Origin of the sequence: Pedobacter sp. (assembly GCF_040513095.1) — a bacterium.
In the GTDB taxonomy this organism is placed as follows: Bacteria; Bacteroidota; Bacteroidia; order Sphingobacteriales; family Sphingobacteriaceae; genus Pedobacter.
In genome coordinates this window covers 17,978-31,771 of the sequence record NZ_JBEVDX010000121.1, presented here as the reverse complement: position 1 = coordinate 31,771, position 13,794 = coordinate 17,978, and the positions used below count along the sequence as shown (strand labels likewise).

The 13,794-nt window shown below is 42.5% G+C and carries 13 protein-coding genes; 7 read left to right on the top strand and 6 right to left on the bottom strand.

Annotation, left to right across the window (positions count from 1 at the left end; all coding sequences use genetic code 11):
- Positions 1–389 precede the first annotated feature (389 nt).
- The 5 genes from ABWY16_RS13940 to ABWY16_RS13920 all read left to right on the top strand — a co-directional run bounded on the left by ABWY16_RS13940 (position 390) and on the right by ABWY16_RS13920 (position 7,843).
- Positions 390–1,010: a TetR/AcrR family transcriptional regulator gene (locus tag ABWY16_RS13940; protein WP_353905255.1), complete on the top strand. Its 621-nt coding sequence runs from the start codon at positions 390–392 to the stop codon at positions 1,008–1,010.
- Positions 1,007–2,323, top strand: a complete 1,317-nt coding sequence (locus ABWY16_RS13935) for a TolC family protein (RefSeq protein ID WP_353905254.1) — start codon at positions 1,007–1,009, stop codon at positions 2,321–2,323. Before ABWY16_RS13940 ends, ABWY16_RS13935 begins: the two co-directional genes overlap by 4 nt.
- A gap of 19 nt (positions 2,324–2,342) precedes the next feature.
- Positions 2,343–3,407 carry an HlyD family secretion protein gene (locus ABWY16_RS13930; RefSeq protein ID WP_353905253.1) on the top strand — a complete coding sequence of 355 codons (1,065 nt, stop codon included), beginning with the start codon at positions 2,343–2,345 and terminating at the stop codon, positions 3,405–3,407.
- A gap of 4 nt (positions 3,408–3,411) precedes the next feature.
- Positions 3,412–4,959, top strand: coding sequence for a DHA2 family efflux MFS transporter permease subunit (locus ABWY16_RS13925; protein ID WP_353905252.1), 1,548 nt, complete (start codon positions 3,412–3,414; stop codon positions 4,957–4,959).
- Positions 4,960–5,257: 298 nt separating this feature from the next.
- The gene (locus tag ABWY16_RS13920; RefSeq protein WP_353905251.1) at positions 5,258–7,843 is read left to right on the top strand and encodes a phosphoenolpyruvate carboxylase; all 2,586 of its coding nucleotides are present in this window, start codon (positions 5,258–5,260) and stop codon (positions 7,841–7,843) included.
- Positions 7,844–7,939: 96 nt separating this feature from the next.
- Here the strand turns inward: ABWY16_RS13920 and ygiD are convergent, their stop codons facing one another.
- The 4 genes from ygiD to ABWY16_RS13900 form a co-directional block, all read right to left on the bottom strand.
- Entirely contained in the window at positions 7,940–8,767 is an 828-nt protein-coding gene (gene ygiD, locus ABWY16_RS13915; protein WP_353905250.1) for a 4,5-DOPA-extradiol-dioxygenase, read from the bottom strand.
- Between the two features lie 20 nt (positions 8,768–8,787).
- The gene (locus tag ABWY16_RS13910) at positions 8,788–9,600 is read right to left on the bottom strand and encodes a hypothetical protein (RefSeq protein WP_353905249.1); all 813 of its coding nucleotides are present in this window, start codon (positions 9,598–9,600) and stop codon (positions 8,788–8,790) included.
- A gap of 8 nt (positions 9,601–9,608) precedes the next feature.
- The gene (locus ABWY16_RS13905; protein WP_353905248.1) at positions 9,609–10,145 is read right to left on the bottom strand and encodes a heavy-metal-associated domain-containing protein; all 537 of its coding nucleotides are present in this window, start codon (positions 10,143–10,145) and stop codon (positions 9,609–9,611) included.
- Between the two features lie 78 nt (positions 10,146–10,223).
- Positions 10,224–10,622, bottom strand: a complete 399-nt coding sequence (locus ABWY16_RS13900; RefSeq protein WP_353905247.1) for an HYC_CC_PP family protein — start codon at positions 10,620–10,622, stop codon at positions 10,224–10,226.
- Between the two features lie 177 nt (positions 10,623–10,799).
- On the opposite strand from ABWY16_RS13900, the gene ABWY16_RS13895 reads away from it, so the two are divergent.
- Positions 10,800–11,510 (top strand): peptidylprolyl isomerase, encoded by a 711-nt coding sequence (locus ABWY16_RS13895; protein ID WP_353905246.1) that lies wholly within the window; start codon positions 10,800–10,802, stop codon positions 11,508–11,510.
- A gap of 48 nt (positions 11,511–11,558) precedes the next feature.
- Positions 11,559–12,329: an exodeoxyribonuclease III gene (locus ABWY16_RS13890; RefSeq protein ID WP_353905245.1), complete on the top strand. Its 771-nt coding sequence runs from the start codon at positions 11,559–11,561 to the stop codon at positions 12,327–12,329.
- 74 nt (positions 12,330–12,403) lie between these two features.
- Here ABWY16_RS13890 and ABWY16_RS13885 read toward each other — a convergent pair whose 3' ends face one another.
- Both ABWY16_RS13885 and efp read right to left on the bottom strand, forming a co-directional pair.
- A complete protein-coding gene (locus ABWY16_RS13885; protein ID WP_353905244.1) occupies positions 12,404–12,973 on the bottom strand; it encodes a 5-formyltetrahydrofolate cyclo-ligase in 570 nt (189 codons plus the stop codon).
- A 133-nt stretch (positions 12,974–13,106) separates the two neighbouring features.
- Positions 13,107–13,667: an elongation factor P gene (gene efp / locus ABWY16_RS13880; RefSeq protein ID WP_353905243.1), complete on the bottom strand. Its 561-nt coding sequence runs from the start codon at positions 13,665–13,667 to the stop codon at positions 13,107–13,109.
- Between the last annotated feature and the right edge of the window lie 127 nt (positions 13,668–13,794).

The following is a 13,794-nucleotide window of genomic DNA, read 5'->3' as shown; positions in this document are numbered from 1 at the left end:
TCCTGGCTCAGGATTATTCTTAAAACAGATTTAGTGTACTCTGCCTTTTACAATAGAATTAAGGAAAATAGCACCAAATATAAATCCTAAGATTGCACTTAGAATTGTCCATCCGAAACTACCTGAAATTACAGCGCCGGTCAGTCCACCAAAAAACAGGCCTAAAACGTAATAAACCCAATCAAAACTCTTTATATTATCTTGCTTAATCATCTTCAAATACTTTGTTCCAAAGGTATTGAAATATTTTATAATACAAATTATTTCATCCTTTATCCCTATCTGTTACGTATTACCATTGTCAGGTCTTTGTAAATAATAGCTGAAATATAGCAATCCTATTTAATTCAATCAATCGATTGATTAGTTTTGTGCCATCAAATCAGACAATGGAAAAGCCAGACAAAAGAAGCAGCATTTTAGCCGCAGCAGAAGTCCTCTTCTCTGAACTCGGATATGAAGGTACTTCAACCCGTCAGATTGCAAAAGAATCCGGCGCGAACATGTCCATGATCAATTATTACTTCGGCTCTAAAGAAGGGGTATTTCTCGAGATCATGAACAGGAGAATGGAAAATTTCAAGGCAGAACTTACCATCATTGACGAATACAAAATCACTCCGATGGAGAAATTATTTCTGGTAGTTGAAGGATACGCCCAAAGAATCCTTGCAAACTGCTCATTTCACAAGATGATGCACAGGGAACTTTCACTTGCCCAGCGCCCTGAAATGTATAATAAGGTCAAAGCTGCAATGACAGGAAATCTGATGGTGATTGAGAAAATCATTCAGCAGGGAATAACAGAAGGAAGTTTCAGACCGGTAGATATCAGGATGTTAATGGCTTCCCTGATGGGAACTATCACCTATGTGGCCACAATGCCTTCAAAAATTACAGACGGATCTGTATTAGACATCACTATCCCAAAAGACCGTGAAATATTAACTGAACGATTAATTACACATTTAAAAGACCTGGTAATTACGTATTTAACACCCAAACAATGATACACAGAACAATTAAACTGAGTTGCTTCGCTCTCCTGTTGCCAGGCATGCTCTACGCTCAAAACGTAAAAAAACTTACTATACAGGAGGCTATACAGCTTGGGGTAGAAAATAGCAAGAACCTGAAACTGTCTCAAAATAGAATTGAGCAGAACATGGCTCAGCTGGATATTGTTAAAGACAATGCGCTTCCTTCTGCAAGTGCAAGTGCTATTTATAATCACGCAGAAATACCTACAGACAAACTTACAATTGGCGGTGCAGATGCGATCAACCTGCCAAAACGTGCTGATGCCTATATCGGACTTGCTTCAGTTTCACAGCTGGTATATGGTGGTGGTAAGCTGAAATATGCAAGGGAAAGCACCAAATTGCTGGCTGATGTTGCCCGCCTGGATGCCGACAAAGTAAAAGAGGAAGTTACGTTTGCTGCTATAGATACTTATTACGCTCTATATAAGTTATCCCAAAGCCACAAAGTGGTAGACCAGAACCTTGAGTCCATTGCCAGTCAGCTGAAACAGGCTGAACGTTTCTTTGAGCAGGGCATAGTAACAAAAAATGATGTACTGAGATTTCAGCTGCAGCAGTCGAATGTTACCTTAACTAAACTGGAGATCGAAGGGAACCAGAGAATAGTCAATTATAATCTTGATGTTTTACTGGGACTGCCTGAAGATACTCAGATTGAAATCGCAGATCCGGCCGGAGACGCAATGGCTATGGAACCATTGACAAATTATCTGGACCGGGGTATGAATACCCGCCAGGAATTAAAGGAACTTGATCTCCGCAACAAGGCTGCAGATTTTGATGTCAAATCTGTAAAAGCAAATACGCTTCCTACCTTCTCGCTTGGCGCAGATGTATACTACATCAATCCAAGCGGTAACTTTATCCCTTCAAACCATCAGTATATTGTTCCGATGACTGTAGGTGCCACCCTTTCATGGAACATCGGGAATTTGTGGACCAACAAAAATAAGGTTAGCAAAGCCAGGATCCAGCAGGATGAATTTGTGATCCAGAAAACAATCCAGAGCGATAATGTAAGAACAGAAATCAACAAAAACTACCAGAACTATCAGGTTGCCAAGAACAAAATCAACGTTCTGGAAACCTCTATAGCACAGGCAACTGAAAATGACAGGCTTTACGCTTCAAGATATAAAAATAATGTAGCTTCTGTAACGGACAGAATTGACGCCGAAACTTTATTGTTCCAGGCAAGAATCAATCTCGAGATTGCAAAAGCAGATGCCGGTATAGCTTATTATACCTTATTAAAATCAACAGGAAAAATTTCTCAATAATATCAAATCCACGCTAGTAATGACAACAGAATCAACAACAGAAACGACAATCGAACCTCAGAAGAAAAGTAAAATTGTCCCTATAATATTAGCTGTACTAATCATTATAGGAGCCATATTCGGCATCAAGGAATATATGTATTTTAGTAAACACGTTGATACAGATGATGCACAGATCGATGGCGATATCAGCAATGTAGTTGCCCGTGTAGGTGGATATGTAAAGGATATCAGATTTGAAGAAAACACGGCCGTAAAAGAAGGTGATACCCTGGTAACCCTGGATGACCGTGATTATAAAGTGAAACTGGAGCAGGCAATGGCTACCCAGAAAGGTGCAGATGCCGGTGTTGGTGTTTCACAATCGCAGATTATCGCGATCTCTGCAAATACAAGCACGGCTAAATCAAATATTGAATCTGCCAGGGTAAAATTATGGCAGGCACAAAAAGATTTCGACCGTTATGCCAACCTGATCAAGGACGGATCAATCACACAACAGCAGTTTGACCAGGCTAAAGCAACAAGAGATGTTGCACAGGCTACATACGACGCTGCAAAAGATCAGTATACCGCAGCAATCAAACAGGTTGGTACAACAAAATCCCAGCTTGCAGTAAGCAGCAACAGTGTTTCTGAACGGCAGTCTGAGGTAGACTTTGCAAAACTCCAATTGTCATATACCAATATCACTTCACCTGCTACCGGTATTGTTGGTAAAAAAAGCATCCAGAAAGGACAGCTGATCCAGGCGGGACAATCATTGTTTTCTATCGTTAACGATAACAGCTTGTATGTAACTGCAAACTTCAAGGAAACACAACTGGAAGAAATTCGTTCCGGTTTGAAAGTGGATATTGTAGTTGATGCATATCCTGATGACCATATCGCTGGTGAAGTTTATAACTTCTCTCCAGTTACTGGTGCCAAGGGTTCATTGCTGCCTCCTGATAACGCAACAGGTAACTTCGTGAAAGTTGTTCAGCGTGTTCCGGTAAAGATCAAAATTAAAGCTAACAAAGATATACTGAGTAAATTACGTCCGGGCATGAGCGTGAACGTTTCTGTATCAACAAAAGACTAATAAAATGGCCGAACAGGGTTTTACAAAATGGATAATCACGTTTACGGTGATCACAGCCTCCTTACTGGAGCTGATTGATACTACCATCGTAAACGTGGCATTACCACAGATTCAGGGAAACCTGGGTGCAACCTTAGAGGATATTGCCTGGATTTCAACCGGGTACGCAGTTGCAAACGTTATTGTCCTGCCAATGTCGGGCTGGCTTGGAAGTCGTTTCGGAAGAAAGAATTATTTCCTTACTTCAATTATTGTTTTCACAGTAGCCTCTTTCCTCTGTGGTAACGCGACTTCCCTGGAAGAACTGATTGCGTTTCGTATTTTACAGGGCATTGCAGGTGGAGGATTGATTTCTACCGCACAGGCAATCCTCCTTGAGACCTGGCCGCGTGAGGATGTTGGTATTGCAACAGCACTATTTGGATTAGGTGCCGTTGTTGGACCAACTGTAGGGCCAACTATCGGTGGATATATCATTGACATCAGCAGCTGGCCATGGATCTTCTACGTGAATATTCCCGTCGGGATTCTCGCGGCGTACTGTACCTATACTTATATACGAACGACGCCCAGGACAGGGCAAGGCCAGCCGGTTGACTGGTGGGGTATTGGTCTGCTGGCAGTAGCTGTAGGTAGTTTACAAACTGTATTGGAAAAAGGGGAAACAGAGGACTGGTTCGCTACACCTTACATCACGGTGCTTGCAATAACTTCGGTCTTCGGATTATTGCTGTTCATCTGGCGCGAAATGAGTACGGATCACCCTATTGTGAACTTTAAGATTATGCGACACCGGAGTTTTTCGGTGGGGATGGTTACCTCCTTCATCCTGGGTTTCGGATTATATGGGTCAGTATTCGTATTCCCTGTATTCTGTCAGAATCTGCTGGGCTTCTCTGCACTGCAAACGGGAGAGTTACTATTCCCGGGTGGTCTTTGTACCATCATGATGATGCCTTTTATAGGTATGTTCCTTAAAAAGGGTATACCTGCGCAGTTTATGGCGACGATAGGCATGTTCCTGTTCTTTGTTTTCTGTAACATGCTCAGCAAATCAACGCTGGCTTCCGGAACAAATGATTTCTTTCTTCCACTTGTGATCAGGGGCGTTGGTATGGCTTTGCTGTTTGTACCGCTGACTACGCTGGCTATCCAGGACCTGAAAGGTGCAGAAATCGGTCAGGGTTCAGGTTTGAATAACATGATGAGACAGCTGGGTGGATCTTTCGGTATTGCGGCTCTAACTACGCTTATCCATACCCGCCAGGGATTCCACAGAAGCAATTTACTGACAAACCTGAATGAAGGGAACCCTATATTCATACAGCGTTTCAATGCGTTCATTAATAACTTTATGAGCAAGGGCTTCTCTATGTCTGATGCCAGACATATGGCCACACAGGCGATGGAAGGTAATCTGATCAAGCAAAGTTTGCTGTTAACATATAGTGATGCTTACTGGGTGGCAGGAATGGTGATGCTTTGCTCTATTCCACTACTTTATCTGCAGAAATTCAAGAAAAACGTGGAGATTCCTGCAGATGTGCATTAAAATAAAAAATCTTTGCATGAACCCTTCCTGCAAACTTCATAAATATTAAAATAAAAGTATCATCATATGAAAAATGGCTGTCCTTTTGAGACAGCCATTTTTTTTCCAAAAAAATCGCATTTTACTGCGATCGTTGCTACACAACAACTGAATTATACTTTTTAAATGATTGAAAACCTTTCTGAAAGCAATTTATAGTTTATTTGTCAGCAAACCAAAATAAATTTATTAACATTATTCTATAGATCTTACCGTCATTTTTCTTAGCTTCAGCGCGTAAAAATTTACCCTTTTAATCATGCAGAAACCAAGATTTACAGGCCAGCGAGAATCCATATTCAACAACGAAGTTGTCTCCAGATTTGAACTGTACAACAGCCTGTTCCTAACCCTCCCATTTTATAAAATTAAGGATACAGGTACACTCCTGCCTCTTTTTATTAAATATTGCGAAGACGGAGTCAAGAATCACAAGACGCCTGCTGAAATCATTAATGTCTTTTTTGAAAAATATACACAGGCAGCAAATGCCAAAGACGTAATAGACTTATTGTTTAGGTTCATCCAGTACATTGAGCGCCAGGTAGTGCTTTTTGATGCAGTAGAAGATGCTTCTTTTACCAAATTAAATACCGCTGAAGGTCAGAGTTCACTCCGCTCCATGTTAAAAAAGAGCGAATCCAGTGAGGATGTGTACCAGAAAACTGTTCAGCTCATCGATGATCTTTCGCTTCGTCTGGTCCTTACCGCACACCCTACACAATTCTATCCGGGCAGCGTACTCTCTATTATTACTGACCTTACAGCGGCCATTAAGATTAACGACATTGTGAGTATTAATCAGCTCTTACAGCAGCTTGGAAAAACTCCGTTTTTCAATAAAACCTCTCCAACACCCGTTGATGAAGCGCTGAGCCTTTCCTGGTACCTGGAAAATGTATTTTACTTTGCCGCGGCGAATATCCAGTCGGAAATAGACAGCAGCCTTGAAGAATACAATATCCCTACAAAAAAGGCCATTGAACTGGGCTTCTGGCCGGGTGGCGACAGGGACGGAAATCCAAACGTACATGCCGAGGATACCATGCAGGTATCAAAAATGCTGCGCCAGATTCTTTTCCGCTGTTATTACAGGGATTTCAGGAAACTGAAACGCAGGATTACCTTCAGAGGTGTGGAAGAAGTGATTTACAAAGTACAGGATACCCTGTATAAAAATGCCTTTGATACGAATATCGTTCCTGAAAACATCTCTGAGTTCCTTACCGAAAACCTCAACCTGATCAAAACTACCCTCATTGAATCCCATGATGGCCTTTTTGCTGATCTTGTAGATGATCTGTTGCGTAAGGTAGAGCTGTTCGGAAGCCATTTCGCTTCACTGGATATCAGACAGGACAGCAGGGTACTGAGAGATGTACATGCATATTGCCGCCAGAGCAAGCCTATCATTTCCCTTTTCCCGGAAAATTATGATGAGCTGTCTGAAACTGAAAAAATTGAGCAGCTTTCTTTTAAAAGTGCTAGAGTAAATTATACAGGCGAAACTACTCCGCTTATCGAGGATACTCTGCAGACCATCGCTGAGATCAAACAGATCCAGCAGAGCAATGGCGAACTGGCCTGTCACCGCTATATCATCAGTAACTGCCAGCAGGCTTCTGATATCCTTCAGCTTATAGAACTCTTTTTGTGGAACGGCTGGGACGAAGATCAGCTAACGATCGACTTTGTGCCTTTGTTTGAAACAGTAGGTGATCTGCAGGTTGCTGCAGATGTAATGGATATCTTATATTCACATCCATTCTACAGAAAACATCTGGAAAGCAGAGATAACAGGCAAGACATCATGCTGGGCTACTCAGACAGTACAAAAGACGGTGGTTACCTGACTGCAAACTGGTCTATTTTTAACGCCAAAGTAGCGTTAACGGCCATTTCAGAAAAACACAACATTCGCCTGGCGTTCTTTGACGGACGTGGCGGACCTCCATCAAGGGGCGGTGGTAAAACACACCTGTTTTATGCTTCAATGGGCAAAGAGATTGCCAATAAGAACATCCAGTTAACAATACAGGGCCAAACGATCAGTTCTCAGTACGGATCTATTGACAGTGCCGGGTTCAACATTAGTCAGCTGATCAATGCCGGTATATCAGCCGGGATGAAGGAAAAACACAATGTATTGCTCGATCCCCTGCATAAGGATATACTCAATGTAATGTCTAAGGATAGTTTTGAATCCTTCGTGAAATTGAGAGAGCACCCGCTATTTATGGGTTATCTGGAACGCTACTCGCCTTTAAGCCTGTTATCAAAAATTACGATCAGCAGCAGGCCCGTGAAAAGAAGTTCGGGAGAAAAACTGCGCCTCGAAGATTTGCGCGCAATCAGTTTTGTAACCTCTTGGGGACAGCTGAAACAGAACATTCCAGGATTTTATGGTATCGGTACCGCACTGAAAAACCAGGAAGAAGCTGGCAACTGGGAAAATATCCGTAAAACGTATCAGGAATCGGGCTACTTCAAGACGATCATCGACAATTGTATGATGTCCATGAGCAAGGCCGACTTCTCTATTACTGCGCATTTTGCCAATGATCCTGAATACGGGGATTTCTGGAAAATGCTGAACAGTGAGTACGAGCGTTCCAAAGAAATGCTGCTTAAACTAGCCGGCCACGAATCCTTAATGGAAAACTATCCGGTAGAAAAAAGATCTGTTGCAGTTAGGGAAAAGATCGTTCTTCCACTGGTACTGATCCAGCATTTTGCACTGGAAAAACTTCAGGAAGAACTAAATGAAGTGGAGGTACAATCTTACCAGAAACTGGCAATCCGTACGGTGTACGGAATTGTAAATGCAGGCAGGAACTCTGCGTAATTGCATAAAGAAAGGCGCCCCTGAGGCGCCTTTCTTATTTTAATCAATGTCTTTCCCTTATGATGTAACGATCGAAAGGATACATACCGCTTGAAACTAGCCTATTTTAACCGAAGTCATGGTTAAAGATCCTCCAACGGCCTTATCATTAAACAAAGTAATCTCTTCTTTATCATTTTGTAAGCCCAGCGTGTAAAGCAATGGCAGATAATGCTCTGGTGTTGGTACCGCCATCATAGCAGCGCTGCCCAGGCTTTTATAATCCATGAGAGGCCTGTGCTCCCTGTTCATGATCAAACGCTTAAACTGGTCGTTGATCTCCATCGCCCAGTCATACCCGCCCCCATCAATCATTTTCCAGCTCAGCATCCTCAGGTTATGTACCATATTGCCGCTGCCCATAATCAGTACGCCTTTGCGCCTCAACTGGTAAAGTTCCTGTGCAAGCTCGTAATGTGCTTTCGGATCTTTGGTGTAATCCATACTCAATTGCAATACAGGAATATCTGCCTTGGGAAACATGTGCGCCAGGACCGTCCATGCACCATGATCCAGGCCCCAGTCGTGGTCAAGCTCTACATGGGTACCCCTAACCAGTTTCGATGCCTCCATCGCCAGCTCAGGACTTCCCGGTGCAGGATATTCTACATCAAATAATGCCTGGGGAAATCCCCCGAAATCATGGATCGTCTTCGGAAAATTCATCGCTGTTACCGCAGTTCCTCTGGTAAACCAGTGTGCAGAAACCACCAGTACTGCTTTAGGAACAGGCAGCGTACGGCCGATCTCTGCCCATTTGCCGCTGAATTCATTGTCTTCAATGCCATTCATAGGTGAGCCGTGACCGATAAATAAAACAGGCATCAGTTCATCCCCTGTCCGAAGATCAGCTGTTAAGTTTTTGAGTTGCGACAAGTTGGACATAAGCAGATGCAGATAAACAGTTATTTTAAAGCATTAAAAAAATTAAATTCTGCCCGTAGAAGGTACATATTTTTATTGTATCTGCCTTCCATACCACCAGCGGCCTGGAACCTGTATCCCAGATCAACACGCGTCCTGCTGTTCAAGATCATCTGAATTGCCGGGGCGAGATCAAGATAGGACTTTCCATTTGCGGGGTTCGTTTTACCGAGCATTTCAAAATAGACATTGAAATTAGGCTGATTGTAATTTTTATAGTGTACAGGCAAAACCAGGTAGCCTGATGACAAGCTGTACGCGATCAGCTCATCTGGGCGCTTCACTCCTGCCATCACAGGGTCGTCCTGAACAAAAGCCTTAATGTAACTGATATTAGCAGACAGGGCAAGTTTATGCAATAACTGGGTGGCTACCAGGCCACCCTGAGCACCACTGTTATCGCCTTCCAAGTTAATATCCTGTGTATACAAAGGACGTTTGCTGGTACTTAGCCGACCGTAAGCTGCCATGCGGAAATGGCGCTGAGCGTTATCTCTTGAAAGGACCCGGTATTTCGCATAGATGCTCCCTCCTTCCAGCCTGTAGTTTCCATCCATATCGGACAGGAAGCCCTGGGCATGGATCATCAGGTTTTTATTGAAACTCAGCATGAGCTCGGGAATAGTCCTGTTCATCGTTCTGCCACTGAAAATCCCTTCATTTGTTAACCTTAATCCCAAAGATTTCGCCGGCATATTACTCGCGGGCTCTGTAAAAACATATAGTTCCTGCGCATTAACGCGCAGAGCGGTGCCAAGCTGTAAAATGATTACAGCCAAAAATAAATACTTCATTTCCCGCCTTATATACTCAGGTGGACAATACGTGTGTCTTTGCCTTTTACCGTTCCGCGGCCGCTCAGATAAGAGTCAAGCTGCAACTGGGCAGCATTCTTTTTAAATGCCGAAGAACTGATAAAGTCTTTATCCAGCACCTTCGCTGTAACAGGACCATTCAGGGTTTTCCCCTTTGCATTGGTGAATTTGAAAACTGTATTTCCGGCCTGCGCCAAACCAGCATTATCAATTACAGTCTGGTCAAAGTTGATTGTTGCAGACAGTTCACCGATAGAAAATCCTGCATCCTGCACTTTGTCCCTGATCTGGTCTACGTCCACCTGCTGATCTTTTTTGAATGTCAGGATAAAAATGTTCTTGTCGAGGTCGGGCGTAATGGTTTCAATAAAGCCAAGGCTTTTTAAAGAGGTTTCTGTAGCCTTTGAGCACATTGAACAGGTTAATCCGTTTACCTGTAACTCTGCTTTTGAAATTTTTTGTGCAAAAAGCTGTCCAGTGGTCAATAATACTATTAACAGCATCAAATATTTGATCGTTTTCATCGTGATTTTTTTAGAATGGGAAATAAATAAAATTAAGCCCACAGGAATCCCTGCAGGAATTGTTCATTTATTCCTGGTCTAATTTCTGAAAACGCAGTTGTACGCGTATAGGGAGAATCGGGCAGAAAAAGGAGGCGCCTTATTTTCTATTTTGCTGAATAAGTTTGGCAAAATATCCTCCACAACTTCCCAGAGCATAGGAAAGAAAAACAGCTGGATACTAAAGTTTTTTGGAAGGCTGAGCGCCGAACCAGACTCATGGCTGTCTTTGATTTTTGCATCAACGGAAGTGTTTTTACAACAACTGTCGCTTTCTGCTTTTTTTTCTGCGGCCATACAGCCCTTACATTTGGCAGTCTGCGTGAAATGAACAGATGAAAGGTTCCCTCCGCAAAAATGCAGGCTCAAGGCTACCCCTATTACACTAATCAGGTAAAAGGCGCACAATCCAAGGGCTAATTTTTGTTTTAGTTTCATCCGGATATTCAGCATTTTTTTTTCAGCAACAACAGTATCATCTGGCGCTGCTCAAAGCAAAATTAACAATAATTTTATGAGAAATGCAATTTAACGATTTGAAGCAAAAAACTCAGATTGAAATATCAGCATTTTAGAAAAGCAAAATTCTATCTTAACTTAGCGACAAATAGTTTTATGAAGAATCTTTTCACCTTCCTGATGGTACTCTGCTTCAGTACTGTTTTTGCAGCCCGCCCGAAGCACCAGTATGTTAAAATCAAAACTGATCAGGGCGAATGCATAATCCTGTTGTATAACAGCACGCCCCTGCACCGCGATAATTTCATCAGGCTTGTCAAAGGTGATTTTTATAACGGAACCCTATTTCATAGGGTAATTAAACGCTTTATGATCCAGGGTGGTGATCCCGATTCCAGAAATGCAGTGGCGGGTAAAGAACTGGGAAATGGTGATGTGGGATATACTGTCCCGGCAGAATTCAGGGATAGTCTGTTCCACAAAAAAGGGGTACTGGCTGCAGCGAGAGATGACAACCCTGAAAAAGTTTCAAGCGGTTGTCAGTTCTATATTGTTCAGGGCAAGATCTTTACCGACCCTCAGCTCGATAGCATAGAAACTAAACGCCTTCATTTTAAAATCCCCCAATGGCAGCGCGAGGTTTACAAATCACAAGGCGGAAGCCCGCATCTGGACAGAAAATACACGGTTTACGGCGAAGTGGTAAAAGGAGTGGAACTGGTTGACTCCATCGCCCTGAAACCTGTAGACAGTAACGACCGCCCGCTTAATGATGTGAAAATGACTGTTACGCTACTCAAAAAAAGAGAAGCACGCAGATTGGAAAAAGCATTAAAAAAAGATAACATTATTATATCAAATTATTAGGTGAAACCTGCGAAGCCAGCTTCATTACCTAAAAATATTAGAAAAACAATGAAAATCATCTCCTATAACGTCAACGGAATACGCTCCGCAACTACAAAGAACTTCTTTGGCTGGCTGCAGTCAACAGATGCAGACATGATCTGCCTTCAGGAAGTGAAAGCGCTGCCGGTTCAGATCCCCGAGATCATTGAACTGGTTGAACAGCTGGGCTATCACCATTATTGGTTCAGTGCAGAAAAAAAAGGATACAGCGGAGTAGCCATTTTCAGCAAGATCAAACCCAATCACGTGGAATATGGTTGCGGAGAAGAATGGATAGACAAAGAAGGGCGCATTTTAAGGGCTGATTTTGACACTTTCTCGCTGATGAGTGTCTATCTGCCATCCGGATCATCCGGGGACGATAGACAGGCTAAAAAATATGAATTCATGGAATTTTTTGAGAGTTATATCAAAACCCTCAGAATAAACATGCCTAATCTGATTATTTCCGGTGACTACAATATCTGTCATACCGCTATAGACATCCATAACCCAAAATCAAATGCAAACTCTTCTGGTTTTCTTCCGCAGGAAAGAGAATGGATGCAGTTATTCCTGGACGGTGGATTTATAGACACATTCAGGCATTTCAACAAAGACCCTCACCATTATACATGGTGGAGTTTCAGGGCCGGATCAAGGGGAAAGAACTTGGGCTGGCGTATTGATTATCACCTGGCAACTGTACCTATGCTGCACAGGTTGAAAAACGTAACGATCCTGCCGGATGCGATCCATTCAGACCACTGTCCGGTACTGCTCGAGATTGAGGCCTAAAAACAGCTGCAGGCAGTTAAAAAAATAAAAAGGTGTAAGCCCTGGGATAAATTCCAGGCCTGGGTAATCCTTCATTAAGCATTCCTGAAATCATAGATCCTGTCCGGTGTAAGGCAGAGATCCAGTTTCACATCATTACCGTGGATATCAGAAATGGTATCCACGTTTTCAAAAACGGACATCCCTACTTTCAGGGCATCCGATGTTTCCAGAAACCTGTCGTAAAATCCTTTACCATAACCTACACGGTATCCCCGGATGTCAAACGCCAGTAAGGGCACAAGTACCATATCAATTTTTCCGGTATACTGTTCATCCAGTATCGGTTCCAGTATATTAAACAGGCTCTTTTGTAACTCTTCCTCGCCCTGATAGGGATGGTGGGTCATCAACGACGTTGTAAAATCGGCTTTGGGAACAATGATCTTAATGGAGGGATGCTGGGCTTTCAGCCATTTGATCAGCATAAAGGTATCCGGTTCGTTTTTCTCTTCAATGGGCAGAAAAAAATGTATCGTTTGTACCTCCTTAAAATTTAATGTAGTAAACTGAAGGAGTAATTTTTCGCTGAGGGCAGTGAGCTGCTCAAAGCTCAAAGCTTTTCTGCGTGCCGTTTCTTGTTTTCTGATTTCCGCTTTGGTCATTTTGATGGGATTCTGTTCGTGATTAAAGACAGCTAACGCAAGGTAAACAAAAACCCCTGTAAAAAAGTAAGGCTTCGGGAACCACTCCGAAGCCAAAATCAACCTAAACCTAAAACTAAACTATGAAAAACTCTTATTTTACTCTTTCTATGTAATCCCCGGTACGGGTATCAACCTTAACTTTATCGCCCTGATTGATAAACATCGGTACCCTTATCTCCACTCCGGTTTCTACAGTTGCATATTTCTGTGCGCTTGTAGATGTATCCCCTTTAACAGCGGGCTCCGTGTAAGTGATCTCAAGTTCAACACTTTGTGGCATTGATGCCACAATAGGTTCTTCACTTTCGAATGAGATGATTACATTCATTCCTTCTTTCAAGAACTTTACTGATTCCCCAAATAATGTCTTAGGGACGTTATACTGTTCAAAAGAAGTGACATCCATTACTACCAGGAAATCTCCGTCCTCGTATAAATATTGGTAGTCGTTGGTTTCTACACGACAAATCGTTACCTCTTCATCTGTACGGAACCTGTACTCAACCAGTTTCCCGGTTTTAACGTTCCGCATTTTGGCCTGGTAGAAAGCCCTTAAATTACCAGGAGTACGGTGAAGAAACTCTTCTACCTGCGTCAACTCACCGTTGAAACGAAGGATATTACCGCTTTTTACTTCTGATGCTTTTGCCATTTTATTTGAAATTGTTGCTTTTACGATCAGCGCCATTTCGTGCCGCAAAGGTAAAAACAATAGTTGAATCCTGCAATAGTTATTTTAAATTTTATTTACAAATTGATTTCCGGACGAATTGATGACA